At 54.6% G+C, this 23,941-nt stretch carries 20 protein-coding genes; 11 read left to right on the top strand and 9 right to left on the bottom strand.

Annotated features, from left to right (window positions below; translation table 11 throughout):
- Positions 1-72 precede the first annotated feature (72 nt).
- The 6 genes from M6D89_RS12485 to M6D89_RS12460 all read left to right on the top strand — a co-directional run bounded on the left by M6D89_RS12485 (position 73) and on the right by M6D89_RS12460 (position 11,522).
- Complete coding sequence (locus M6D89_RS12485) at positions 73-1,347, top strand: DcaP family trimeric outer membrane transporter (RefSeq protein WP_253968414.1); 1,275 nt, start codon at positions 73-75, stop codon at positions 1,345-1,347.
- 27 nt (positions 1,348-1,374) lie between these two features.
- A complete protein-coding gene (gene glsA / locus M6D89_RS12480) occupies positions 1,375-2,391 on the top strand; it encodes a glutaminase A (RefSeq protein ID WP_253968413.1) in 1,017 nt (338 codons plus the stop codon).
- Between the two features lie 42 nt (positions 2,392-2,433).
- Complete coding sequence (locus M6D89_RS12475) at positions 2,434-3,198, top strand: sulfite exporter TauE/SafE family protein (RefSeq protein WP_253968412.1); 765 nt, start codon at positions 2,434-2,436, stop codon at positions 3,196-3,198.
- Between the two features lie 344 nt (positions 3,199-3,542).
- Complete coding sequence (locus M6D89_RS12470) at positions 3,543-7,766, top strand: prealbumin-like fold domain-containing protein (RefSeq protein WP_253968411.1); 4,224 nt, start codon at positions 3,543-3,545, stop codon at positions 7,764-7,766.
- A 141-nt stretch (positions 7,767-7,907) separates the two neighbouring features.
- Positions 7,908-10,184, top strand: a complete 2,277-nt coding sequence (locus M6D89_RS12465; RefSeq protein WP_253968410.1) for a TonB-dependent receptor — start codon at positions 7,908-7,910, stop codon at positions 10,182-10,184.
- 15 nt (positions 10,185-10,199) lie between these two features.
- Positions 10,200-11,522 carry a PepSY-associated TM helix domain-containing protein gene (locus tag M6D89_RS12460; protein WP_253968409.1) on the top strand — a complete coding sequence of 441 codons (1,323 nt, stop codon included), beginning with the start codon at positions 10,200-10,202 and terminating at the stop codon, positions 11,520-11,522.
- Here M6D89_RS12460 and M6D89_RS12455 read toward each other — a convergent pair.
- The gene (locus M6D89_RS12455) at positions 11,494-12,498 is read right to left on the bottom strand and encodes a nucleoside hydrolase (protein WP_253968408.1); all 1,005 of its coding nucleotides are present in this window, start codon (positions 12,496-12,498) and stop codon (positions 11,494-11,496) included. The genes M6D89_RS12460 and M6D89_RS12455 overlap by 29 nt on opposite strands.
- 367 nt (positions 12,499-12,865) lie before the next feature.
- On the opposite strand from M6D89_RS12455, the gene M6D89_RS12450 reads away from it, so the two are divergent.
- The 4 genes from M6D89_RS12450 (at position 12,866) to M6D89_RS12435 (ending at position 15,023) form a co-directional block, all read left to right on the top strand.
- Positions 12,866-13,219: a DUF4398 domain-containing protein gene (locus tag M6D89_RS12450; protein ID WP_253968407.1), complete on the top strand. Its 354-nt coding sequence runs from the start codon at positions 12,866-12,868 to the stop codon at positions 13,217-13,219.
- A 43-nt stretch (positions 13,220-13,262) separates the two neighbouring features.
- Positions 13,263-14,177: an OmpA family protein gene (locus M6D89_RS12445; protein WP_253968406.1), complete on the top strand. Its 915-nt coding sequence runs from the start codon at positions 13,263-13,265 to the stop codon at positions 14,175-14,177.
- 169 nt (positions 14,178-14,346) lie between these two features.
- On the top strand, positions 14,347-14,592 hold the full coding sequence (locus tag M6D89_RS12440) for a hypothetical protein (protein WP_253968405.1): 246 nt from the start codon (positions 14,347-14,349) through the stop codon (positions 14,590-14,592).
- An 8-nt stretch (positions 14,593-14,600) separates the two neighbouring features.
- Positions 14,601-15,023 (top strand): YidB family protein, encoded by a 423-nt coding sequence (locus M6D89_RS12435; RefSeq protein WP_253968404.1) that lies wholly within the window; start codon positions 14,601-14,603, stop codon positions 15,021-15,023.
- 185 nt (positions 15,024-15,208) lie between these two features.
- Here the strand turns inward: M6D89_RS12435 and M6D89_RS12430 are convergent, their stop codons facing one another.
- The 7 genes from M6D89_RS12430 to M6D89_RS12400 form a co-directional block, all read right to left on the bottom strand.
- The gene (locus M6D89_RS12430; RefSeq protein ID WP_472924535.1) at positions 15,209-15,517 is read right to left on the bottom strand and encodes a GNAT family N-acetyltransferase; all 309 of its coding nucleotides are present in this window, start codon (positions 15,515-15,517) and stop codon (positions 15,209-15,211) included.
- A 180-nt stretch (positions 15,518-15,697) separates the two neighbouring features.
- Positions 15,698-16,411: a UbiA family prenyltransferase gene (locus M6D89_RS12425; protein ID WP_253968402.1), complete on the bottom strand. Its 714-nt coding sequence runs from the start codon at positions 16,409-16,411 to the stop codon at positions 15,698-15,700.
- The gene (locus tag M6D89_RS12420; RefSeq protein WP_253968401.1) at positions 16,404-17,834 is read right to left on the bottom strand and encodes an alkaline phosphatase family protein; all 1,431 of its coding nucleotides are present in this window, start codon (positions 17,832-17,834) and stop codon (positions 16,404-16,406) included. The genes M6D89_RS12425 and M6D89_RS12420 overlap by 8 nt, the downstream gene beginning before the upstream one ends.
- Before the next feature lie 396 nt (positions 17,835-18,230).
- Entirely contained in the window at positions 18,231-19,343 is a 1,113-nt protein-coding gene (gene eboE / locus M6D89_RS12415; protein ID WP_253968400.1) for a metabolite traffic protein EboE, read from the bottom strand.
- Positions 19,331-20,476 carry a 3-dehydroquinate synthase gene (locus M6D89_RS12410; RefSeq protein ID WP_253968399.1) on the bottom strand — a complete coding sequence of 382 codons (1,146 nt, stop codon included), beginning with the start codon at positions 20,474-20,476 and terminating at the stop codon, positions 19,331-19,333. Before M6D89_RS12410 ends, eboE begins: the two co-directional genes overlap by 13 nt.
- A 12-nt stretch (positions 20,477-20,488) precedes the next feature.
- Entirely contained in the window at positions 20,489-21,385 is an 897-nt protein-coding gene (locus M6D89_RS12405; RefSeq protein ID WP_253968398.1) for a TatD family hydrolase, read from the bottom strand.
- The gene (locus M6D89_RS12400; protein ID WP_253968397.1) at positions 21,382-22,293 is read right to left on the bottom strand and encodes an EboA domain-containing protein; all 912 of its coding nucleotides are present in this window, start codon (positions 22,291-22,293) and stop codon (positions 21,382-21,384) included. The genes M6D89_RS12405 and M6D89_RS12400 overlap by 4 nt, the downstream gene beginning before the upstream one ends.
- A 188-nt stretch (positions 22,294-22,481) precedes the next feature.
- Between M6D89_RS12400 and djlA the strand changes: the two genes are divergently transcribed.
- Positions 22,482-23,285, top strand: a complete 804-nt coding sequence (gene djlA / locus M6D89_RS12395) for a co-chaperone DjlA (protein ID WP_253968396.1) — start codon at positions 22,482-22,484, stop codon at positions 23,283-23,285.
- A gap of 63 nt (positions 23,286-23,348) precedes the next feature.
- On the opposite strand, the gene M6D89_RS12390 is transcribed toward djlA, so the two are convergent.
- Positions 23,349-23,888 carry a ferritin-like domain-containing protein gene (locus tag M6D89_RS12390; RefSeq protein WP_253968395.1) on the bottom strand — a complete coding sequence of 180 codons (540 nt, stop codon included), beginning with the start codon at positions 23,886-23,888 and terminating at the stop codon, positions 23,349-23,351.
- Between the last annotated feature and the right edge of the window lie 53 nt (positions 23,889-23,941).

Below are 23,941 nucleotides of genomic sequence, written 5' to 3'. Positions count from 1 at the left end.
TAGCCCGGTTTGCCAGTGTCATAATCGAAGGCTATATTAAGCTTTTCTACGCATTCAATAAGAGGAAGTGATATGCGTTGGCCCCTGCGATTTTTTGTTCCCGCTTTTGTTTTGCTCCCCGCTGCCCCGCTGACTGTCGCCGATGAGCTGGACCAGCTGCGCGATGAGGTGGTGATGACCCGCGCCCAGTTGGAAATGTTGCAGGCGCGCTTGGGTATGGACGAAGCCGTCGCGGTAAACAACGCCGGTTGGCGGCAAAAGTTTGAAATATACGGCTTTGCTCAGCTCGATTATGTGCAGGACTTTGAGCGAGTACAGCCCGAGTGGGATTCTACTTTGCGGCCCTCGCGTATTCCCACAGCGGATGGACAATACGGTAGCGACGGTCAGGCAATACTGAGTGCCCGGCAAAGCCGCCTGGGGGTAAAAGCCGACTTGCCTGTCGGCGATGACAGCATTTACACCGTGTTTGAATTCGATATGTTCGGGGTGGGCAGCGATGAAGGGCAAACCACAATCCGGTTGCGTCACGCCTATGGTCAATGGCGCAGCCTGTTGGCCGGGCAGACTAATACGCTGTTTATGGACGGCGATTTATTCCCCAATGTGATCGACTACTGGGGGCCGGCGGGCATGGTGTATTTGCGCAACCCGCAGATTCGCTGGACACCCATTGAGGGGGCCAACACCTTTGCCCTGGCCATCGAGAACCCGGGTGTGGATGTCGACGACGGTTTGCTCGGTGCGGCCGGTTTTGATTTAAATGGCCGTAACGCGCTGCCGGATTTAACCGCCCAGTACCGTATGCAAGACGACTGGGGGCATATGCAGCTCGCGGGTATTGTGCGCGATTTAAGTTATGAAGAGTCGGGCACCGCCGATCACGAGCCCAGTGGCAATGATTTGGGGTATGGGGTTAACCTCAGTAGCGTGCTCAATTTGGGTGATGATCACTTGCGCCTGGGGTTGGTGTACGGTGAGGGAATTGCCAGTTATATGAATGACGGCGGTATGGATATCGCGCCGGATAATCTGGATCCGGAAGATCTACAGGCTGTCCCCCTGCTGGGTGTGGTGGCTTATTACGAGCACGCCTGGAATGATCGGATGAGCAGCGCCTTTGGTTACAGTTTTACCGAAGTAGATAACCAGAGCCGGCAGTTAAACAGCGCTTTTCAAAAAGGTGAATACGCCTCGGTGAATTTGCTTTACAGCCCTTGGCCGCAGATCATGTTAGGCGGGGAGTATCTGTGGGGTAAGCGCACTGATTTTGGTGGCGCCTTCGGCACCGACAACCGGGTGCAGTTTTCGGTGAAATATACCTTTAGCAGTAACGATTTCTTCTAAGGAACAACATAGAAAAAGGAACAGACTATGAACAAGCGACGAGTGATCTTGAAGGCGTTGGTATTCAGCGGTGCGGTTATGGCCGCAAGCTTTGTTCAAGCGGCTGAACTGACCGAGGCCGTCATCAAACAGGCGCTGAGTGAGGCCTATCAAAAATACCGTACCTTGGATGAAGGAAAAAACGCCGATTATATTCCCGCCCTCGCTAAAGTAGATTCGGATATTTACGGCATAGTCCTGGTCACCACCGACGGTAAGGTTTACACCCAAGGCGATATAAAATCCGAAGTATCGATACAGTCGATCTCCAAAGTTTTTACCATGGCGTTGGTGATGGATCAGGACGGCACCCAGGAGTTGGTGGAAAACATGGGGGTGGATGCCACGGGCCAGGTGTTTAATTCCATTGTCGCTATCGAGCAATACCAGGGCGCGGAAATGAATCCGCTGGTGAATGCCGGGGCAATTACCACCACGAGCCTGGTGGACGGAAAAGATTACGAGGAAATCTGGGGGAAAATTGCGCGCGAATACGACGAATTTGCCGGACGCGAGTTAACCGTGTTGGAAGATGTTTATAAGTCCGAGGCGGCCACCAACCAGCGCAATCGCGCTATTGCGTCTTTAATGCACGCCTATGGCCATATTGATGACAACTTCCTCCGGGCTACGGATATTTACACTCGCCAGTGCTCGGTGGGCGTTAATGCGCGGGACTTAGGCATTATGGCCGCCACTCTCGCCAATGCGGGTAAGAACCCGGTGACCGATCAACAGGTAACCTCAGCTAAAAACGTGCCTGAAATTCTCGCGGTCATGGCCACCGCCGGCTTGTACGACGATGCCGGTAAGTGGCTCTACAAAACCGGCCTGCCCGCCAAAAGCGGGGTAGGGGGCGGCATTATCGCGGTATCGCCCGGCAAGTTCGGCATCGCGGTTATTTCCCCACCGCTGGATGCCGCCGGCAACAGTGTGCGGGCGCAAAAAGCGATTGCCGATATCTCCAACGCTTTGGGCGGCAACCCCTACGACGTTTCCCACTAACGCTGCCTTGTGTAAAATTGCGCCTTCAGATGTGGGGGCGCAATGATCGATCAGTGGTTGTTTTATTGTTTGGCGATACCAGTGGTACTGCTGGTGGGCCTATCCAAGGGCGGCTTTGGTGGCGGCCTGGGGTCACTGGCGGTGCCGGTGCTTTCACTGGCCATCGATCCGCGCCTGGCGGCAGCGGTATTGCTGCCTATTTTATGCAGCATGGATTTGGTCAGCTTGTGGAGTTTTCGCGGCCGCTGGGATAAGAAAAACCTCGCCATTATGTTCCCCTTTGCCATGCTGGGTTTAATACTGGGCGCGGCCATGTCCACCTATATGGATGCCAATATGATCCGTTTTATGGTGGGGGTGATGGCGCTGTATTTTGTCGGCCACTATGTGTGGGGCAAACATATTTTGCAGCGGGTGGCGGTTAAACCGGCCAGTGTGGGGCGCGGCGGCTTCTGGAGCACCATTGCGGGCTTTGTCAGCTATATTGCTCACGCTGGCGGCCCTCCTATTTCAATTTATTTATTGCCTCAGCATCTACCCAAAACTTTGTTTGTGGGCACGACGGTGTTGTTTTTCAGCGTGGTTAATTACATCAAACTGGTGCCCTATGTCTGGACGGGGCAATTGGATACCCGCGCGTTTGTGACCTCTTTGGTGCTGCTACCCTTGGCGCCGATAGGTGTGCGGCTTGGAGTTTGGCTCCACCACCGGGTTTCCGACCGCTGGTTTTATGGTGTTTGTTACGTACTCTTAGCCGTTGCTGGCGTAAAACTTCTCAGTGAGTCGCTGCTCGCTTGGCTGGGCTGATCGTCGCAGTACCTCAACCCCCCGTGCTATAGTAATTGCCTTAAGGAGAAGGTGGCTTGGCTTGCGCGGAGTTTTGTCATTGACTTTGCCAAGTACCGCTTACCTAACTTTCGTGCCAAAATAGGAATTTAAGCTCGATGTCCCGCTTGATCTCCCCCGCTGTTGTTTTGTTCTGGTCCCTGTCTCTATTACTGCTGGGTTTGCTTTCGCCTATTACTAATGCGCAAACTTTTTCTGATGCGTGCGCTAGCCCGACGTTGATTGATGAGGGGGGAGGGGCTAATTACAACTTAAATCCCGGTGATGTGCTTTTGGTACGTACTGATGGCAATCCGGGGTCAGGGATGTTCACAGGCTCAATTAATAACTTTGCTGCCGGCTCGAGTATTTGTGTTGAGAGTGGCGCGGTGTTTATGCCCAGCACTATGAACAACTCGGCGGGCGCATTATATGTGCGTGGGGAAGCGAATATTCCCAATGTGGTGGTCAACACTGGTTTTGCCCTGAACAACGAGGGCTATACAGCGTTCAACTCCGGTATGAACATCAATGGTGAAATCACCATGACCAATCATGCGGATGCCACCTTAGCCATTGCTGGGGCTACTAACCTAAGCTTTATTACCATCGATAATGCAGGCAGTCTGCAATTTCCGAGCGGGTTAAATCTTAATTCGGGGACTATTCTTAACTCGGCGGATATGCGAGTTGCAGGTGCGGCGAATATTGGTGGTTCTCTGGTCAATACCGACCATCTGCAAATCGATGGGCAGATGCAGCTAAACAGCAATGGTGATATTTACAACAGTTGTCAGTTTTTTGTAAATGCCAATGCCATTATTAGCTCCAGTGTGGAAAACACGGGTTTATTTTTGGTCCAGACTGAAGCACTTGTGGATGGCGGCGGTGTCATTAGCATTGGTCCCGATGGAATGATGAGTTCCGACAGCCTCACCTTAAATGGTGAGGTTTATGGTTCCGGTAATCTGCGAATTGAGGGCTACTCGGTGAATCAGGGAAGCGCGGTGGGGGGTGTCGGTGATCCGCTCAACGTGTACGACGCCACCCAGAGTAACCCGCCCGATTATTTTGATATCGACACGGGACTAGACAGTAACCTTGAGCGGGTGACGCTAGAACAGCCCGACCCCAATGACCCAACGCTGGGCTGCACTGTCGATCCGGTGGGTGCCAAATCTTCCATTGTGATTGTTAAAGACAGTGGCACCACCGATGGCGCCTTTGGTTTTGCCGGTGATTTGGGCGACTTTACCCTGACCACCATCGGCGGTTCTGCCAGCATGACCTTTGATGACCTGGACCCCGGCACCTATACCGTTAGTGAACCAGAGCTGCCAGATTGGGTGTTGACGGATATCAGCTGCAGCGACGGCTCTACGGTAGACGTGGCAAGCGGCAGTGCGGCTATCGACCTAGCCGATGGCGAACATGTGACCTGTACCTTTACCAACCAACTACAAGAGCCACCGCCGGGCACCATTGTTATCGCTAAACATTCAACGGGCGCCGATGGCACCTTTGGCTTTACCGGTGATCTGGGGAATTTTGATTTGGTCACCAGCGATGGCAATGCCCGCCAGGTGTTTAGTGGCCTGAGCGCCGGAACCTACGATGTTAGTGAAGCGGTGCCCGCCGGCTGGATGCTGGATTCTATTCGCTGCAGCGGCGGTCAGAATGTCGACCTGAATTCAAACGAAGTCAGTATTGAGTTGCCCGCCGGGGGTGGAGTGGCCTGTGTATTTGTAAACTCAGAAATTCCGCCCGAGCCAGGTTCGGTTACTATTGTTAAAGACAGTGGCGCAGACAATGGCCTGTTTAGTTTTGCGGGCGATTTGGGTGACTTTACCCTGACGACGGACGGGGCCAGCGAATCAATTACCTTTAGCGATTTGCCCCCGGCCACTTACAGTGTCAGCGAAGTGGTTACCGCCGGTTGGACTCTGGATAACATCAGTTGTTCGAATGCCAGTGCCACCAATCTGGAAACGGCCACGGCCAGTATCGTTGTGGGCGAAGGCGAAGACGTCACCTGTACCTTTAGCAACAGCATGGACCCGCCGCCTACCGATACCATTATTATCGCCAAAATCGCCTTGGGCGGCGACGACACCTTTACTTTTAACGGTGACTTGGGCGCTGGGGTGTTCGATATGGTCACCACCAATGGTCATGTCGCCCGTGCTTTTACCGGGCTGCCGGCCGGCGATTATTCGGTCAGTGAGTTGGCCTCCGAAGGCTGGGCATTAGAAGATATTCGCTGCACCGGCGCTCAGGCTATTAATGTGGCCAATGCCGAGGTCACGATCAGCCTTGACGGCACCACGGCCGGGGCGGCCTGCGTATTTATCAATCGCCAGGAGCGCGGCTCAATCACTGTGGTAAAACAAAGTGGCGAACACAATGGCGTGTTCGCGTTTAGCGGCGATATGGATGACTTTACCCTGACCACCCAGGGCGGCAGTGCCTCAACGCGGTTTGATTACTTAACCCCCGGCACCTACGAGATTACCGAGGCGGTGGAGCCAGATTGGACTTTAACGGGGTTATCGTGCGACGACGGCTCTAGCGTGGATGTAAATACCGGTACCGCCAGTGTCGACCTGGCAGCGGGTGAAAATGTCACCTGTACCTACACCAACCAACTCAACCCGCCGCCGGTAGGTGCATTGGTGGTTACCAAACTGGCGCTCGGCGGCGATGCTACGTTTAGCTTCGGCGGTGATTTGGGGGCATTCGATTTGGCCACCAGTAATGGCCGCGCGCGTCAGGTGTTCACTGGTTTAGACGCGGGCGAATACACCCTCAATGAGCTGGTGCCCGAGGGCTGGGCCCTAACCCGAATTCGCTGCAGCAGCGCTCACACCAGTAATACCCAAACCGGCGCAGTGACGGTATCAGTGCCTACCGGCGCCGGCGCCGTTTGTACTTTCGTCAATCGCTTACTACCACCGGCGCCCGCTTCGATAACCGTAGTAAAAGACAGTGGCGCCAACAATGGCACCTTTGCCTTTAGTGGGGATTTGGGCAGTTTTAATCTAACGACTAGCGGCGGCAGTGCCACCCAGGTGTTTGATTTTCTGGCGGCGGGTAGCTACACCATTAGCGAGACCCAAGTCGCCGGTTGGAGTCTGGACTCATTGAGCTGCGATGGTGACAGCAGTGTGAACGGCGCCTCGGCAACCGTTAACCTGCAGGCGGGGGAGAATGTCACCTGTACCTATGTAAACTCGCTGGATCCACCGCCCACTGGCAGCATTGCCATTGCCAAGATCTCGTTAGAAGGCGACGACAGTTTCAACTTTAATGGTGATCTGGGTGCGTTTACCTTAAGCACCAACAACCATCATGCGGAACAGTTGTTTACCAACCTGGCGCCCGGTAATTACACCATTGCCGAATCGATTCCCGCCGGTTGGTCGCTCAATAATATTCGCTGTACTGGCACCCAGGCGATCGACCTTGCGGCGGGTTCTGTCACCGTGACTTTGGACGGCTCCGGGCCGGGCGTGGCCTGCGCGTTTATCAATCGGCCGCTGCCGCCCGAGCCCGGCGCCATTACTATTGTTAAAGAGTCGGGTTCACAGGATGGCGCATTTGGCTTTAACGGTGATCTGGGGGATTTTTCCCTCGAGACCGAAAACGGTACGGCGCAGCGTCGGTTTGATTATCTGTTGCCCGGGGTTTACCAGGTCAGTGAGATATTGATCCCCACTTGGCGATTAAACGCGCTGAGTTGTGATAATGGCTCCAGCACAGATTTGTTGAACGGCCGCGCTGAGATTACTGTGGCCGCAGGCGAAGAGGTTACCTGCACCTTTACCAACGTCCGCCGCCGCATTCGCGGGGGCGTTTTGGCGCTGGGTAAAGTATCGATTGGCGGCGATGACAGTTTTAACTTTAGCGTCACCTTACCGATTAATTCGTTAACTTTAACCACCAGTGACGGCAGAGCCGCGCGGGGCTTTGGTGTACCGGGGGGCGATTACACCGTAACCGAAATGCCGTCCGACGGTTGGTCGCTGCGCGCTATTCGCTGCTCGGGTAGCCACTCGATTGATCTGGCAAACCGCTCGGCTACTATTACCATGCCAACCGATGGCAATGGGGAGGCATGCGTATTTCTTAATGAGCGCACTGTAGCTCCCACCTCTACCTTAATTGTGACGAATGTCGCGGTGGGCGGCGACGATAGTTTCCCGTTCAGTGGCGATCTGGGTAGCTTTGTGCTGACCACGACCGGTGGTCGCGTGTCCACCACCTTTACCGATTTGGCGCCCGGTGATTATCAGCTCAGTGAGTCTGTGCCCGACGGTTGGAATCTGCTGGGGGCCACCTGCGTCGGCGGGCCGTCTGTTTACGATGGCGACAGTGCAGTGAGCGTAACGCTCGAGGCGGGTGATACGGTTCGCTGCGTTTTTGTGAATAACGTTGCACCGCCGCCTGTGCCCGGTGGACCGGCTAATTTGCCGGTTAACTCGCCCCTGGCACTTCTTTTTCTGGTGTTGATGATGCTGGGCGCTGGCACTATAGGTTTGCGCCGCCGCTAAGCCCACTGGCTTTTAACCCGGTGGGTGTGGTTATTGCCAACTGTTTCGCATTGCGTATAGGTATTTGCCGGGTGCGACAATTTGTCACTGGGCGCCGGGGCCGCTTTGCCCTAAGTTCTCTACCCACTTTGGGGGAGAATTATGAAAAGAACTATCAGTGTGCCTTTTGGCCTAGGGATCGTTGTATTTTTAGGTGCGCCCGCTGCGGCCGAGTCGACAAGTCAAATAGAAGAAATCAAAGTCTGGGGACAGAGCGCCGAAAGTAGCACCGCTGAGCGGGTCGGGCCCACCAGTATTCTCGAACCCGGCGACTTTGCCAGCATTAATATGGCCACCACCGAGGATGTGGTGAAGTACGAACCCAGTCTGGTCATTCGCCGGCGTTTTATCGGCGATTCCAATGGCACCCTGGGTATTCGCAGTGCCAATATGTTTCAAACCTCGCGTTCCATGGTGTTCGCTGACGGTGTTCCGCTGCATTATCTGTTGCAATCGCGTTGGAGTGGCGCGCCGCGCTGGACCATGGTGTCGGCCAGCGAAATTGCCCGGGTGGACGTCATCTACGGCCCTTACTCGGCCGAGTACAGTGGCAACGCCATGGGCGGGGTGGTAGAGATCGAAACGGCTATTCCGCAAAAACGCGAGTTTCATGTGGATGGCTCTTGGTTTTCTCAAAGTTTTGACGATTACGGTTTCGATGACAGTGTCAGTGGCTACAAGGGCTTTGTCTCGTTTGGCGATAAAATTGGCAATACCAGCGTTTACGTATCTTACAATCACCTGGATAACGATTCACAGCCGCAATCTTTTTACTACGCGGCGCCCGCTGCGGCGGAAGGTTCAGTAAGCGCCAGTGGCGGCATTGAGGGGCCGGACTCGCAAAATAACCAGCGTCTTTATTTCGGCGACTCGGGCGTTGTGAATACCACCACCGACAACCTCAAGTTTAAGCTCGGGTACGAAGTCGATCAGTTTTCCGCGCTTTTGAATGTTGCCTATGAGGATCGTCACTCCGACACCGATCAACCTAATAGCTATGTGTTTGACGATAGCGGCCAAGCTGTCTACGGCGGTCGCGTGGTCATTGAGGGTAATGGCTATGATATCCCGGTGCACCGGCTAAACGTCAGCTCGGCCGATCGCGAAAGTTTGTCGGTAGGCCTTCGGCTGCGTGCCGATCTCAGTGAGCGCACCCGTATCGAGGCCAATCTAAGCCAGTTTGATATTCTTGAAGATATTAATCGCAGCTCGGCCAGCAACCCGGCTTTTGCCACTTATGATCTGAGTGGTCAGGTAAGCGATTATGACGACACCGGTTGGCAGACCGCCGAGATTAAGCTCAGCAGCGACGATTTTTTACTGGATGATTTGGATGTGGTGACTGGGCTTCGCTACGAGTCTTATAAGTTAAATTACAATGTGTACAACTCCGATAACTATGCCGCTTCCGAGAAAAACAATTATCGCAGTCGCAGTGGCGGCGAGACCGATGTGGCGGCGGCCTTTGCGCAGCTTAACTGGCAGTTGAGCGACGCTATTGATCTCGCGTTTGGTGGGCGTTACGAGCAGTGGCAGAGCCAAGGTGGTTATTACTCGGATGATGACCCATCGACCCCAGGCTTTGATTTGGAGCCTGTGCCGGGTAACGACATTGATAAATTCTCGCCCAAGTTTTCGGCCGGTTACCGTTTTGCCGACCTCTGGCAGTTGCGTTACTCGCTGGCCAAGGCCTATCGTTTCCCGATTGTCGAGGAATTGTTTAGCCAGTACAGCGCCTATAACGCCATCAGCCTGGCTAACCCCGAGCTTGGCCCCGAAGACGGACTGCATCAAAACCTGATGCTGCAGCGCGACTTAGCGAATGGTTACTGGCGGGTAAATCTGTACCAAGACGATGTCGATAACGCCATCGACTCTCAGTCCACTATTTTGCCCGGCGGATCGTCGATTCGTACCTTTATTCCCATCGACCGGGTGCGCACCCGTGGGGTGGAGTTTATCGCCAACGTCAATGAGATCTGGTCGATGCCTTTGGATGTGCGACTGAATCTGGCGTATACAGACGCCGAAATTTTAGAAAATCAGGCCGATCCCAGTATTGTCGGCAATACCTTTCCGCGAATGCCCGAGTGGCGCGCGAATTTGTTGGCGACCTATCATTTAAGCGATCGGTGGGACATTGGGGGCAGTGTGCAGTACGCCAGCAACAGTTACGGACGCCTGGACAACACCGATACCGCAGAAAACGTTTATGGCGCGCAGGATGCTTACACCCGCGTGGGAATCAAATCCAGCTATCGCTTTAGTAAAGCTTTTAGCGCTGGCGTGGGGGTGGATAACCTGACCAATGAAGTCGCTTATGTTGCCCACCCGTGGCCTGGGCGTACGGTTTACCTCAACTTTTCTTATGATTTGTAAGAGGCAGACCTGGCAATGAGCAACTTGACAGAGCCGCAAACCAAGGCGAGCACTAAACCCGAGAGCAAGGTAAACCGCACACTTTATCGCACTTTGTGGCGCTGGCATTTTTACGCGGGTGTGTTTTGTATTCCATTTGTTATTACCTTGGCCATTACCGGAGCCATCTATTTATTCAAGCCGCAGTTTGAACACTGGGTGGATAAGCCAGTTAATCAATTGGCGGTGAGCGAACAGCGTTTTACCCCCAACCAGCTTATTAAAACCGCGCAGGCCGCTTATCCCGGTTCGCAATTTATGGCCTATCGCTTGCCGGAAAGCGAGCGGCATTCGGTCGTGGTGAGTGTGAGCGACAAGGGCGAGCGCATACAGGTGTATGTCGATCCCTATCGCAACCAGGTACTGAAAAGCATCGCCTATGACGATATGTTTATGCGCCAGGTGCGCGAGTTTCACGGCGAGTTAATGGCAGGGCGGTTTGGCTCGGTGTTGGTTGAATTGGCCGCTTGTTGGGCCGTGGTGTTAATCGTGACCGGGCTGTATTTGTGGTGGCCGCGCAGCGCCAAAGGTGTAGCCGGTGTACTTTACCCGCGCCTGGGTAAAGGCAAGCGGTTGTTTTGGCGCGATATTCACGCCGTTACCGGGATGTGGCTGAGTGCCTTTACCTTGTTTCTGCTTATTTCTGGGTTGCCGTGGGCCTTAGTCTGGGGCGCCGCTTTTAAAGAGGTGCGCCAGTGGAATGCGGCCCCGGTGGTGCAGGATTGGACGCAAACCCGCGCACAAGAGCGAGCCTCCTGGCGCCCCTCAGTGGTGGATACCATCGATTTGCCCGCCGCTGTTGTCACCCGTGCACACGCTTTGGCTTTGCCTCACCCGGTTGAAATTTCGGCGGCGGGTGATGACTTTAAAGTCAGCTCGCAAACCCAAAATCGTCCCCAGCGTGTTGATGTATGGTTCGACCCGCAAGGCGATATCACCCGGTCGAAAAACTTCGCCGATAAGCCGCTGGTGGATCGTATCGTCGGTATTGGCGTCGCCGCCCACGAGGGCTATTTATTCGGCTGGTTTAACCTAGTGCTGGGTGTGGTTACCACGGCCGGGTTGGTGCTGCTGGGTGTCAGTGGGGCAATTATGTGGTGGCGCCGCCGGCCGTCGGGAACGCTGGGCGCCCCGGCTGCCGTGCCCTCTACCAGGGTAGGGCGGGTGCTTACCGTCTGCATACTTTTGCTCGGTATCTTGTTGCCGGTTGTGGGGTTGTCATTGCTTGCGTTTTGGGTGCTCGAATTTACTTTGCTAAGTCGCTGGCAGGTCACTCGCCGTTGGTTTGGTTTAGGCTAGTGTCCTCTCCCAGCATGGCCGAAAGCACAGCGTGGGTCGCAGCCTTAGCATCTGTTAGTATCAAATACCTGTGCTCACCCTCAGCCGTTTCTTCCCAAGTATTGCCGCCCTCATCGTTCACGGTGGCTATGCCTTTGGGGGACAGCCTCCAGTAGGGTTGCAGGCCGCGTACGGCGTAAAGCACAGCAGTTTGGTCGTAGGAGGCGTTGGCAGAAATGTCGCCATCAAACTGCTCTTGCATCCACTCGGCGTGTTCACTGAAGTGGCGGTAGCCGATGTAGAGTGGGTGGTCTTTTTCCAGTTGATTTAATGATTCACCGGTTTTTACGGCTTGGCCCACTTCGTAACCGGAGAATATAACGGGTACGTCAAGCTTCTCCATCACTTTACGGGTTACCCCAGGCATATTACCGTTAAAATTCCATTCCCATTCGCCCTTGGGAAATTGTCCACCCATTACCACAAACTCTTTAACTTTTTTCTCGACCAGCCTTTTGCCGTCGAGAGTGGAGTACTGATCCGCCGAAGAGTCTAGCAGGCTTAATATATTAAGAAGTGGGCCGACGGTCACGATAGTTATGCTGTTATCGTCTGCTTTGGACAGGAGCCTGCGATACATCTCGGTGGTGCTTGGTGTTTGCTGAGCGGTGATAGGACTACCCAGGGCGTCAACCAAGGGTTTGTTGTATTGCCAAGCGCCGTGCCACAAACCCTCTTTACGTGTGCCAAGCGGGATTTCGCCATTACCGTAGTATTGATTAATCGCGGCGATCGCCGGTAGCGAATAGCGCTCGTTGTTCCAGTTCGCCACGGCTACGAACTCGCACTCTCCACGGTTGTGCATATGATTAAGCATGGCCAGGGCGCCCAGGTCGTCGGCGTCGCCTCCGAAATCGGTATCGAAAATGATGCGAGGGGTTGCCAATGCAGTAGTACTGGTCAAGGCGAAGATAAATGTAATGACCCACTGTTTCATGTTTAACCTTTATTTTTATGAATCGAGGGTAATTGTAAAAGCGCCGGATTTGTTATGCATCACTCATTTACATTTCTTGCCTATAACCGGCGCTTGAGGCTAAAGATGGGAGCGCTATTTGGCGAATTGATAGATTTGCTAACCCGCTTGGTCTCGCGAGCGTTTTGCGGTCGCTTATCGGATTAGCTTCTACCTTAAGCCTTTGCCGCAGTTCTCATTTTTCTTCTCTATGGTGACATGGGTGTCATTTTGGCACCTGTATTGCTGAATAGCCTGTGTCGTCCTGCAATAGCGAAACTTATGTGTTTGATGACCCAAGTTTTACAAGGATCGCTGCGCAGATGTATGAATTACAAAGGAGAAGCTTATGAAATCTGTTTGGCTAATGATACCGCTGCTTTGCACCCTGCTTGCAGTAGGGTGTGCAACGCAAAACCCTGTATCGGAGTCCATGGTGGCGCAAACCGAAGCGCGTATTGATCAAGCGAAAAGCCTTAATGCTGATCGCTACGCCCCAGTGGCGCTGCGCGATGCGGAAAAACACTACCAGAGCGCCGAACGCGCCATGAGTGAAGAAAATTATGATCAGGCGCGTCAGCTACTGGAGAAAGCTATGGCTGATGCCGAGCTGGCCGTAGCAACCAGCCATGCCAAAAAGTCGCAGCAGGCGGCCAATGAGTTGGAAGAAAATCTGCGCGCGCTCGAAGCGGAAGTGCAGTAACTGACTGCGCCGCTTAATAATGAATTCGAATGGAGGAAGGCTTATGTTAAAACGAACTTTAGCCAGCAGCAGTATACTTGCTCTGGTAATCGCCAGTGGTTGTGCCACCACCCAAGAACCAGATGACCGTTTAGAGCGCTTACGCGACCAGTACGCCATGGTATCCACCACGGAAGAGGCCAGCGAGTACGCCCCGGTGCAACTTGAGGAAGCCGAAGAGGCTATCGACAAGCTGGAGGCCATGCTGAACGCCGACGCGAAGCCGCAGCAAGTGCAGCACCAAGTGTATCTGGTAGAGCGCAAGCTCCAGGTGGCCACCCAGACGGCGCGAATGAACGAAGCCGATGAAATGGTGGAAAATGCCGGTGAGCGTCGCAATAAGCTATTACTGGATGCCCGCACCCAGCGCGCTGAGCAGGCCGAAGCAAGAGCGCGTATGGCGCAAGAAGAAGCCAAATCGGCTCAGGAGCAAGCCAAGGCGGCGCAGCAAGAGGCATTGGCCGCTCAGGCCCGAGCCGACGAAATGAGCGAGCGGGCGAAAAAACTTGAGCGTGATTTGGAGAATATATCGACTCAAGAGACTGATCGAGGATTGGTCTTAACCTTGGGTAATATTCTGTTTGAGGTAGACAAATCCACGATTAAGCAAGGTTCTCAGCGCACCTTGGAGCGTGTTGCGGGATTCCTTAACGAGTATCCCGATCGCGATGTCATGATCGAGGGCTTCACCGACAGCACCGGCAGTGAGGATTACAACCAGGATCTGTCTCAGCGCCGCGCCCGGTCGGTTAAAGACACCTTGGTGAACAACGGTGTAACCAGCGCGCGAATCAAAACTCGCGGTTATGGTGAGTCGCATCCAGTCGCTAGCAATGATACGTCGGCGGGGCGTTTGCAGAACCGCCGGGTAGAAATTGTTATTGGCAAAGCCGGCGAAGCCGTGCAAGAGCGCCGCTAACTTTATTCGCGTATTGGTAATGCTAAAGTTGGAAAATGAAACCCGGGGCTTATAGCCCCGGGTTTTTTAATGGCTTATTGTTTATGCATTTTTTGACATGGCACGGTCATAGTTCGCGGTCTATTATCAACCTTGTCGCCCCTTCGGGCATTTATCAAGGAGATAGACAATGGCGTATGTAAGCATAGATGGCGAACAGTACGAGAAGGAATTATTGGAACTGGCTAAGCACCACACAACGGGTCGGGGTGAATCCAACCTGGCCAAAGATGAAGTGGAGGACTTGTTCAAGTCGGCTCAGGACGGTCCCGGGGTAACGGATACCGAGCGTAAGACTTTAGAGTATATTCGTGCCAACTTTCCTTTTACCGATGCGGCCGCTCAGTTGTTTGATTCCAAGTTCGCAGCGCTGTAGGAGTTGCTATGAGTTTACTTAAAATGGCGGGCGAGATTTTCATGTCGCAGCTGGGAGGGCAGGCTGAAGGGCTCAACCTTGACGCGGTGATGAAAGGTTTACAACAGCTGCTGCCAACCGAGGGCGGCGATATTGATATTGCCGCTCTGGTGGCCAAGTTCACCGGTAGCGGTGGTGGCCTGGCGGCTATGGCCTCCAGCTGGTTGGGCGATGGCGGCAATCAGAGTTTTTCCGCCTCTGATCTTTTAGGGCTGTTGGGACAAGACAAGGTGTCCCAGTTTGCTGATCAGGTAGGGGTGGATACCGACACAGCCGCCAGCGGCCTGTCGGATATGATTCCGCAGTTGATTGATAAAAGCAGTTCGGGTGGGGACCTCTTAGCAGGGATGACCGGCGACGGAGCGGCCTCACTGTTAAATAAGTTCTTCTAATAACTTGGTGGATAAATAAATCGTCCTGATTTATTTATCCTTCGCCCTAGAAATCAGGCGGCTTTGTGCGAAAACCCTGGATTTTTAGGGCTCGCATGAACCTTCGGCTCATGGCGGTGCGTCCCTGCACCGCCTATTAACCCTGCATATACTGCCATCGGGTTAATAGTCTGAAGCGCCGCCGCTTAGGTTGCTATAGCGGCGTCGCGCTCCAACACCCAGCAACGCGAGTTGTGGGTAAAACCCAAGTGCTGATAATACGAGTGAGCAGTGGGCGCGGCAATCAGTATAAGCTTACATTCAGGCCCCAGTTGCTTTTGCGTGAGAGCTTGCAGCTTTTTGCCAATTCCCTGCGCTTGATATTCAAGGCCCACTGCCAAATCTGATAGGTAGCAGGCGTAGTGAAAATCAGTGAGACTTCGGGCAATACCGATTAAGCGATGCTTGTGCCAAGCGCTAATGCACAAGTTGCTATTTGCAAGCATACCCTCCATGCACCTCTTATTATCAATTGGGCGTCGCTCTGCCAGCGTTGACTCCTTTAACAAGTTGATAAACTGATCGGTGGTGATTGGGTGGTTGATTCTATACTCGATATCCATTGTTTGAATAAATTCCCTTAGATTTCTGGATTGGCAGGCTGCGGAAAACCGGGGCGGTTTTCTGACAATCTGTCAGTCGCCGCGGACATACTTTTGTCCCCAGCGCGTAAGCACCACGGTTACCACCCCGGCGATAAGCCACAGCGGTGAGAGCATTACGGCCAGTGCTATGCCGTCGATTAGTCCCATACCGGCGATTATCCAGGGAATAACGGGAAAGCCATAGCCGCCCGGCTTGCGGTTCTCTAGTCGAGCCACCACGGTAACCAGCAAGGTGTAAGCGCATTGCACCAGGCCCATTACCACCACTGCCGTGGTGGCGCTTCCCGTCAGGGCAAAGGCGGCAACCAGGTATACGCCCAGGCGAGTTAGCGCCATTAAGATTACCGTTGCCCAGTGTTTTTTGTGCCAGTAATCGTAGGCGACAATCAGCGCGACGAGGGCGCAGGCAGCTAACACCCCGCGCGGACTGGGAGCGAACAAGAGCACGGCAAAGCCTGCACAGAATAATCGCAGCGCATACCCCAGAACGGTTTTTGCGCTTACTTTCCCGGCGGGAATGGGGCGAAACGGTTGGCGCTCGGCGTCCCAGTGACGGTCGCAGTAATCGTTTAAGCACATGCCGGCGGCGTAGAAAAAACTCATGGCTAATGCCACGACAATCACGGCGGCTACGGGTAGGCTAAAGCCAAACGCGGCGGCGCTTAAGGCAGAGGCGCTCAGTACGTTCATCCAGACCGTGGGCAGGTTGCTGACGCGGCCCAGGGCCAGTGCGGTTTTAAGCATCGGTGGTCTCTTGTTCGGAATCAGGGGTGTCTAATGACGGTGCGTTAACGGTGTCGGGCTCGGTGAAAATATGTTGCAAAATAAGATCGCAGACATCGGTGGCGTGAACCTGATGCCCCGGCAGTAAATCCGGGTTGCTGCTCATCAATACCGGGGTGGTGTAGTCGCTGCCGTCCCATACCCCGTGGGAGCCTTTTAATTGCGACGGGTCGGTGGATATGACATCCAGCACATAGCGAAATCCCAGTTTCTTTTGCAGCAATTTACGCACAATGCGCAGCTTGGGCAGCTTGAGTTTGGGGTTTAAAAACATTTCGCAGGGATCAAAGCCCGGCTTTTTGTGAATCTCGACCTGGTTGGCGTAATCTGGTGCGCGAGCATCATCCTGCCAGTAGTAATAGGTAAACCAGCTGTCCGGCTCGGCCAGCAAAATCAGCTCGCCGGCGCGCTCGTGGTCCAAACCGTATTCGGCGCGCTCGGCGCCTGCGAGCACTTTGGCAACGCCCGGGGTATTGCTGAACAAGGCTTTAATCTCGTCGATGTCTTCCGGCGCTTGAATATAAATATGCGCAATTTGATGATCGCTCATGGCAAAGGCGCGGCAGGTGTGAAAGTCCAGATACTCGCGGCCTAAATCCACTTTCAGCGATAACTTACCCGCTTCGCGTAAAATTCGGTTGGGGTGCACCGGGCGATTGACCGGGCCAATGCCGTATTCGGATAATAAAATAACCTGGCAATCGCGCTCGGTAAAAAAGTCGATCAGCTCGCCCACCAGCTCATCAATCTCTTGCAGGTCTTTACCTATGTCGCCATCGGGCCCGAATTTTTGCAGGCAGTAATCCAGGTGCGGCAAATAAACCAACTGCAAGGTAGGCGAGTGCTCGGTTTCCACATGCATGGCAGCATCGGCAATCCAGCGGCTGGATTTTATGCTGGTGGCCGGGCCCCAAAAGTGAAACAGCGGAAAAGTGCCAAATTTTTCGGTAAGGGTTTCACGCAACTCTAACGGGTAGGTGTAGCAGTCGGGTAGTTTGCGGCCGTCTGCCAAATACAGTGGCCGTGGCGTTAGGGTGTAGTCTGCGTCGGTGGCCATGGCGTACCACCAAAAAGTGTTAGAGCAAGTAAAGCTAGCATCCCGCGCCCGGGCAATGTCCCAGATTTTGGGGGCTTGTATTAACTTATTGCTCTGGCGCCACAGCCAGACTTCGTTTTGATCGCGAAAATACCAGCCGTTGGCGACAATACCGTGCTCGCTGGGTTGCTTGCCGGTTAAGTAGGTGGCCTGTGCGGCGCAGGTAACCGCCGGAGTAACCGGCTTGATGGTGGTGCTGCGCCCAGCCAGGCGGTTGATGTTGGGGGTGTGTTCCCCCAATAACGCGCGGGTTAGGCCAACTACATTTAGAACGGCAGTTCTTTGCATATCAATCTCGTTGTCTTATGTGGGGTACCACATTGTTAATGTAAGTTATGCTGAAATTATCATTTCCTTTTTATAAGCCCGTGTCGCCGGGCGTGGCGAGTTACTTTTTTCGGCAAAAAGTAACCAAAAACCTCGCCCAACCACTGGCCCCTTCGGGGTCCCCTCACTCCAGCGTATTTTAGCGGGCCGTATCGACAGGCCGTCCGTGGCCTGGCGATACTTGCGCAAACGTCCTGTTTGCTTACCCACTAAAATACGCCTCCGCTCGGCTCAGTAGTAAATGGGCGAAAACCCACTCGATTCTACAAAATTTCTGTTTTATTGAAGCCGCAACGGAATTTTGCCAAAGACGTTTTCAACCTCTTTGATGTAAAAATGGCTTATTGCCGCGAGTCGTTAAAATAAAAGCTTATGTACCCATTCAAGCTCGCGGGCGATATTTTCGCCTACGCTGCCGTGGCGCAGGTTTTCCGGTATCGCGGCAAAGCTGTAGGTTTCGACTTCCAGCGGTACTGACTTATCCACTAAGGGTAGCAGTTCGCGCAGAAAGTGTTGGGTGGTGCCCACCCGGCCTAGGTGCTGCAAAAAAATGGGCACGTGAAAGTGCACCCGGCATTCATCGAATACATCTCCGCGCTCGCAGGCGGCGGCAAATTCGGGCAAATCGGTAAAGCGGTGTAGCTCGCCGGTTTTACTGTGACGTGCAACGCTCTGATGTAAGTAAACCGGCTCGTCAAAATCCAGTAGCGCTTGTATTTCTTCGTCCGTGGCTTGTAGCGCGCTGGATACTTGCACCTTGCCCAGGGGGATTTGCGCGTCGTTCAGCTGCTGCAAACACTGGGCGGCGCTTTCAAACTCTACCGCCTGGTGGCAGGCGTCAAAGCACAGGCCCACGTAGTCGCGCAAATCATCGGGTAAATCTAAGCGCGCAAAAAAGTCGATGGCCTCGGCGGTGGTTTCCAGTACGCAGGCCGGTTCCGGCTCTATGGCCAGTACCAGTTTGGTGCCGGTGTGCGCAAAGATATCGCGATAGTGCTCGGCCACTTCGCGCACATGGGCGATGGCCTGAGGCCAATCCGCATCATTAAAAGCCGGTTTAAACGCAATGGGCACGGTGGAGATGGAAATGCGTTCGGCGCCTGGCTCAAGAGCGACGGCTAAATCCCCCAGGCGTTTGCTGTACTCGACCCTTGCGCGCTCGCGCCAGTCGGGCAGATAGACGTTTTCTTTAACCCGGGTTTGGTGAAAGGTGCCGTAGGGGAAGCCGTTAATGGTGAGTAAGTAAGCGTTGTGTTGCTCGCACCATTGGCGAAACTCGGCAATGGCGTGGTCGTCCGCTTCCAGAACCGCTTGCTTAGCGATACGCAGGCCCAGCGGAAACGGGGCATTGCTCTTTAAACGCTGTTTTACTTCAAGCGCGTGGCTGTTGAGGTTGTGCATAACATCCGCCCAGGATTCGCCTGGGTGGATGTTGCTGCAATAGGTAACGGCGGGGTTTACTTTGGCCATACGCCCCCCAGCAATTGCTGGCGGCACTCTTCCATGGTGTGGTGATCAATCTCGTTGACTTCGATGGCGGCGCCTTCGCGGGTGAGCAACGTAATACAGAGCTTGCCGCCTAAGTGTTCGCGAAAATCTTCCAGCGCCTTGTGAATATCCAGTGATTCCAGTGCCTTGTGATTCAGAGTGAAGCCTACCCCTTCTAAAGTGGCGCGAATGCGTTCTACGCTTTCAATACCAATCATGCCTTTGAGGTAGGAGTAAAGCGAGTCCAGGGCAATGCCTATGGCCACCGCCTCGCCGTGGCGCAGTTCGCTGGCGGACAGCTCTTCTAGGCGGTGGGCGCACCAGTGACCAAAATCCAGCGGCCGGGCGCTGCCCTGCTCAAAGGGGTCGCCGCTGGAGCGAATATGCTCCAGGTGCAGCTCGGCGCAGCGGGTAATCATTCGCTCGGTGGGCTCTGGCGCAAACTCGGCGAGTGGCCCGCGGTTTTCGTGCAGCCAGTTAAAAAATTCACCGTCGCGAATCAGCGCGACTTTAATGGCCTCGGCAATGCCGCTGACTTTATCGCGCTGGGGCAAGGTGGCGAGAAAATCAAAATCGTTAATCACCGCAAAAGGGGCGGCAAAAGTACCCAGATAATTTTTGCGACCGCGGTAGTTGATGGCGTTTTTCACACCAATACCCGCATCGTTTTGGGCCAACACGGTAGTGGGCATACGAATAAGGCGAATACCCCGGTGAGCGGTGGCCGCCGCGTAACCAATAGCGTCCACCACCGCGCCGCCGCCAATCACCAGGGCAAAGCTGTGGCGATCAATATTTTGGGTTTGGGTGCGCAGGTAAAACTCATCTACCTCGATAGGGTCGGATTTACTGATTTCGCCGCCGCGCACAATCAACGGCGGGTCAATCAGTTCCAGTACATCGCCGTGGACATCCGCGTACAACTGCAAGCGGTCGACGATATCCGGGTGCGCGATCAATACATTTTGATCAATCACCGGCAGTACCCGATGGGGGCCATCTCCGGCGCGGGATAAAATATCGGTTAAAACCGTGCTCTCGGGTGCCAGGGTGTCCCGGTCAAAGCAGACCGGGAAGGCGTATTTCATGGTGAAGCTTTGTTCTATCTGATACACGTACAACTGCCTTTAATTTTTGACGGGCTCGTCAATGCGAGGTTGCTGACCGCGCAGCACGGTGTTGTCGCTGAACTTTTGCGATTGGTCGATAACCGGTTGTCGCAGCAGCTCTTCAACGTCAATTTGCCCGGATTGGGCGTAAGCGTCCAGGGCATTCTGCCAGCAGGTAAGTTCAATGGCCGCTTTGTCGATGCCTCGCTCTTGCATTAAATGCGCGGTTTTAGGGACTGAGAGCGGATCGCTCACGCCCCAGTCCGCCGAGCTATCGACGATAATACGCTCGGGGCCGTACTGGCGTACCACTTCTACCATCCGCTCCGAGCCCATTTTGGTGTTGGGGTAAATGGTAAAGGCCGCCCAGGCGCCGGCGTCCAGCACGCTCTGAACGGTTTCTTCGTTGTTGTGATCAATCACCAGCTTTTCCATGGGCACGCCTATTTCGCGGGCCACATCGATAGAGCGCAGCACGCCGTTTTTCTTGTCGCGGTGGGGGGTGTGCACCATCACCACCATGTCGTGGTCCACGGCAAATTGCAGCTGATGCTGATATACCCACTCTTCGGCGGGGGTCATTTCGTCGTAGCCGATTTCGCCAATGGCCACCACGCCTTCTTTGAGCGCGAACTGAGGGAGTAACTCCAGCGCTTCGCGGGCCAGGCCCTCGTTGTTGGCTTCTTTGGAGTTAACGCCAATGGTGCAGTAGTGGGCAATACCAAACTGCGACGCGCGAAAACGCTCCCAGCCCACCAGGCTGGCGAAATAATCGATAAAGCTGCCCACGTTGGTGCGCGGCTGGCCCATCCAGAAGGCGGGTTCGATCACCGCGCGAACACCGGCGGCGGCCATGTTTTGATAGTCGTCGGTGGTACGGCTGGACATATGAATATGTGGGTCAAAAAATCTCATGGCTCAATCTCGCTTTGTTCCGCCACTAGGCGGGCAAAATGGGTTTGTGTGGTTTGGCCGTTTTGGGCCTGTTTAATCACCTCGACAATTTCCGGGGCCACTGGTCCGTCTGCCCAGGCTTGCAAAGTGGCAAGCTGCCCCGCGCGGGCCAGGCCCAATACCATCGCCTGGCGTTTGCGCGTATCCGCACCGGGCCAGTGCGTGTGGGCCAAGCGGTCTACTCGGTCCGGGTCGTGATCGTCTAGGCACAGCCAAAGCCCCAGGGGTAAATCGCGCCCGGCACTGCCGCGCTCTTCGGCATAGTCTAGCGCCATGCGTGTAAGCTCGGCCGAACGGCGGTCATCCAGGCCCACTAGTCGCCACACTGGCAGCTCTAAAAACAGCGCTTTCATTACCAACTGGTGCCAGGCGGTGGCGTCAAAGTGTTTCGCCGGGTAGGGCGAATCCAGCGCGATGGCACGGAACACGCTAAGCATGTTGGTCCGGCAACCCTCGCCGGCGCGCCAGGCAAAGCGCTCCCCGGCCGGTAAAAACGCCAGAGCCCGATAGAGCGCACAGGTTTCGCCTTCATCGGCGTGGGTGAATTGTGCCTCGAAATCCGCCGCAAAGCTGTCTTCGTTCAGGTCATTGCGGCTGCAGATGAGTGCGACACGCAAAAGCTCGAGCAGGTTCCAATCCCGCAATGTCAGTCCCGGTATCTCTGCGCTGATGGCAGCTTGGTCAGCGCCGCTAAGCGCCAGTCCTCGTCTTTTGCTGTGGCGGCTGGCCAGGGCAATCAGCGCGGCAAAACGGCTTGTGTTGCAGCCTGTGTTCAGCTCGGCTTTGGCTTTATCCCAGAAAGCGAGCGCTTTGTCCTCCAGACGGGGCCTCAGTAGTGATTCCAGTAATGTTTCAGGTGTCTGCGTCATAGTGTGCTGTTCTTATCAATTGTGCGCCGATTATACGGAATGGGCTGGCGCTTCGCGAGGTGCCGCGCCCGCCGGAGTGCGCCCAGCGGGTAAAGATTTGTTGCCAATTGTTGCCCGGCGGGCGGCGCAGAATACGGGTGCCCTGTGATAAGCTTAGCGGCTTTATTCAGTGTGAGACAGGTATTCAGATGGGCAAGCTAGTAGGCGGCATTATCGGTTTTGTGATCGGTTTTATTCCCGGAGCCATTCTGGGGGTGATTCTGGGGCATTTGTTTGATAAAGGCTATGCCGCCAATGTCCGGCAGCCGTCGCAGGCCGACCGCGAAGCGATAGGTAAAAGTTTCTTTACCACCACCTTTACCCTGCTGGGCTACATCGCCAAAGCTGACGGGCGCGTCAGCGAGGTGGAAATCGCACAAACCGAACAGTTAATGACGCAAATGGGCCTGAACGCCGAGCAGCGCCGCGAGGCTATTGCGCTGTTTAAAACGGGCTCGGCGGGCGATTTTGACCCACAGGAGACCCTTGCCGCGTTTCGCGCTCAGTGTGGGCGTCGCCATAACCTGGTGCAGATGCTGTTGTCCTATTTGGTTAACCTGGCCTTGGCCGACGGCACTTTTGATGCCTCGGAGGAGCGGGTGTTGCGCGAAGTGGCGGCGGGGTTGGGAATCAGTGGTTTTGCCTTTGAGCAACTGCTGAAAATGATTAAGGCGCAGCACTCTTTTGCCGGGGGCGGCTATCAACATGGTGGCGCCGCAGGCGGTGCTGGTCAGTCTAGCGCCAGCGCCTTGGCCGAAGCTTACAGTGCCCTGGGGGTAGAGTCGTCGGCCAGTGATGCCGAAGTGAAAAGGGCCTATCGCAAATTGATGAGCCAGTACCATCCGGACAAGCTCGCCGGGCAGGGCTTGCCCGAAGACGCGGTTAAGGCGGCCACCGAGCGCTCCAAAGAGATTCAGGTGGCCTACGATTTGATCAAAAAATCCCGCGCGTGAGTGTCCTAAAAACAACCGGGGAACAGCCTAACAGCGTTCCCCGTTGCCTTTTAACCGGTTTGGTTATTCCGCGATATGCTCGATAATATCCACCAAGTCGTCGGCGTGCTCTTCTTCCTGTGCCAACAAATCTTCTAAAATTCGCCGGGTGGTGGGGTCTTTGTCGCCAATATAGGCAATCAGCTCGCGGTAACTGCTGATCGCAATACGCTCGGCAATCAAGTCTTCTTTAAGCATTTCCAGTGTGTCGCCGCCACAATGGTAATCACTGTGAGCATTGTCCGTGAGCGTCTCCGGGTTCATGTTGGGCGTGCCGCCCAGTTGGGCAATGCGCTCGGCCAGCTGGTCGGCATGCTCTTGCTCTTCTTGCGCGTGTTCCCAAAATTCCGCCGCTGCCACCTTGGTGCCCTTGCCATTGGCGGTGTAGTAGTGGGTTTTATAGCGCAATACGCAAATTAATTCGGTCGCTAAAGCTTCGTTTAAAAGCTTAATAATGGTTTCGCGATCTTGAGTAAAATCCTCGGTGACCGCACCGTTCATCATGTGCTTGCGCGCCTGTTCGCGGCGCGACTCCATATCTTGGATAAAGGCTGTCTGGGTCATAATCTTCTCCGGTTGCTGCCGGGCGCTGGTGCCCGGCGTCGTTATTGTGGCAG

Origin of the sequence: Gilvimarinus xylanilyticus (assembly GCF_024195295.1) — a bacterium.
In the GTDB taxonomy this organism is placed as follows: Bacteria; Pseudomonadota; Gammaproteobacteria; order Pseudomonadales; family Cellvibrionaceae; genus Gilvimarinus; species Gilvimarinus xylanilyticus.
The sequence above is the reverse complement of the archived record's forward strand: the minus strand, read 5'-3'. Positions and strand labels throughout refer to the sequence as shown.

Excerpts from the sequence above, each read along its gene's own strand:
- M6D89_RS12460 (WP_253968409.1), top strand. The coding sequence starts at position 10,200 with ATGAGCAACTTGACAGAGCCGCAAACCAAGGCGAGCACTAAACCCGAG.
- M6D89_RS12445 (WP_253968406.1), top strand. The coding sequence starts at position 13,263 with ATGTTAAAACGAACTTTAGCCAGCAGCAGTATACTTGCTCTGGTAATC.
- M6D89_RS12430 (WP_472924535.1), bottom strand. The coding sequence starts at position 15,517 with ATGGAGGGTATGCTTGCAAATAGCAACTTGTGCATTAGCGCTTGGCAC.
- M6D89_RS12450 (WP_253968407.1), top strand. The coding sequence starts at position 12,866 with ATGAAATCTGTTTGGCTAATGATACCGCTGCTTTGCACCCTGCTTGCA.
- M6D89_RS12435 (WP_253968404.1), top strand. The coding sequence starts at position 14,601 with ATGAGTTTACTTAAAATGGCGGGCGAGATTTTCATGTCGCAGCTGGGA.
- M6D89_RS12465 (WP_253968410.1), top strand. The coding sequence starts at position 7,908 with ATGAAAAGAACTATCAGTGTGCCTTTTGGCCTAGGGATCGTTGTATTT.
- M6D89_RS12420 (WP_253968401.1), bottom strand. The coding sequence starts at position 17,834 with ATGCAAAGAACTGCCGTTCTAAATGTAGTTGGCCTAACCCGCGCGTTA.
- M6D89_RS12405 (WP_253968398.1), bottom strand. The coding sequence starts at position 21,385 with ATGAGATTTTTTGACCCACATATTCATATGTCCAGCCGTACCACCGAC.
- M6D89_RS12390 (WP_253968395.1), bottom strand. The coding sequence starts at position 23,888 with ATGACCCAGACAGCCTTTATCCAAGATATGGAGTCGCGCCGCGAACAG.
- M6D89_RS12455 (WP_253968408.1), bottom strand. The coding sequence starts at position 12,498 with ATGAAACAGTGGGTCATTACATTTATCTTCGCCTTGACCAGTACTACT.
- M6D89_RS12400 (WP_253968397.1), bottom strand. The coding sequence starts at position 22,293 with ATGACGCAGACACCTGAAACATTACTGGAATCACTACTGAGGCCCCGT.
- M6D89_RS12470 (WP_253968411.1), top strand. The coding sequence starts at position 3,543 with ATGTTCACAGGCTCAATTAATAACTTTGCTGCCGGCTCGAGTATTTGT.
- M6D89_RS12425 (WP_253968402.1), bottom strand. The coding sequence starts at position 16,411 with ATGCTTAAAACCGCACTGGCCCTGGGCCGCGTCAGCAACCTGCCCACG.
- glsA (WP_253968413.1), top strand. The coding sequence starts at position 1,375 with ATGAACAAGCGACGAGTGATCTTGAAGGCGTTGGTATTCAGCGGTGCG.
- djlA (WP_253968396.1), top strand. The coding sequence starts at position 22,482 with ATGGGCAAGCTAGTAGGCGGCATTATCGGTTTTGTGATCGGTTTTATT.
- M6D89_RS12485 (WP_253968414.1), top strand. The coding sequence starts at position 73 with ATGCGTTGGCCCCTGCGATTTTTTGTTCCCGCTTTTGTTTTGCTCCCC.
- M6D89_RS12475 (WP_253968412.1), top strand. The coding sequence starts at position 2,434 with ATGATCGATCAGTGGTTGTTTTATTGTTTGGCGATACCAGTGGTACTG.
- eboE (WP_253968400.1), bottom strand. The coding sequence starts at position 19,343 with ATGGCCAAAGTAAACCCCGCCGTTACCTATTGCAGCAACATCCACCCA.
- M6D89_RS12440 (WP_253968405.1), top strand. The coding sequence starts at position 14,347 with ATGGCGTATGTAAGCATAGATGGCGAACAGTACGAGAAGGAATTATTG.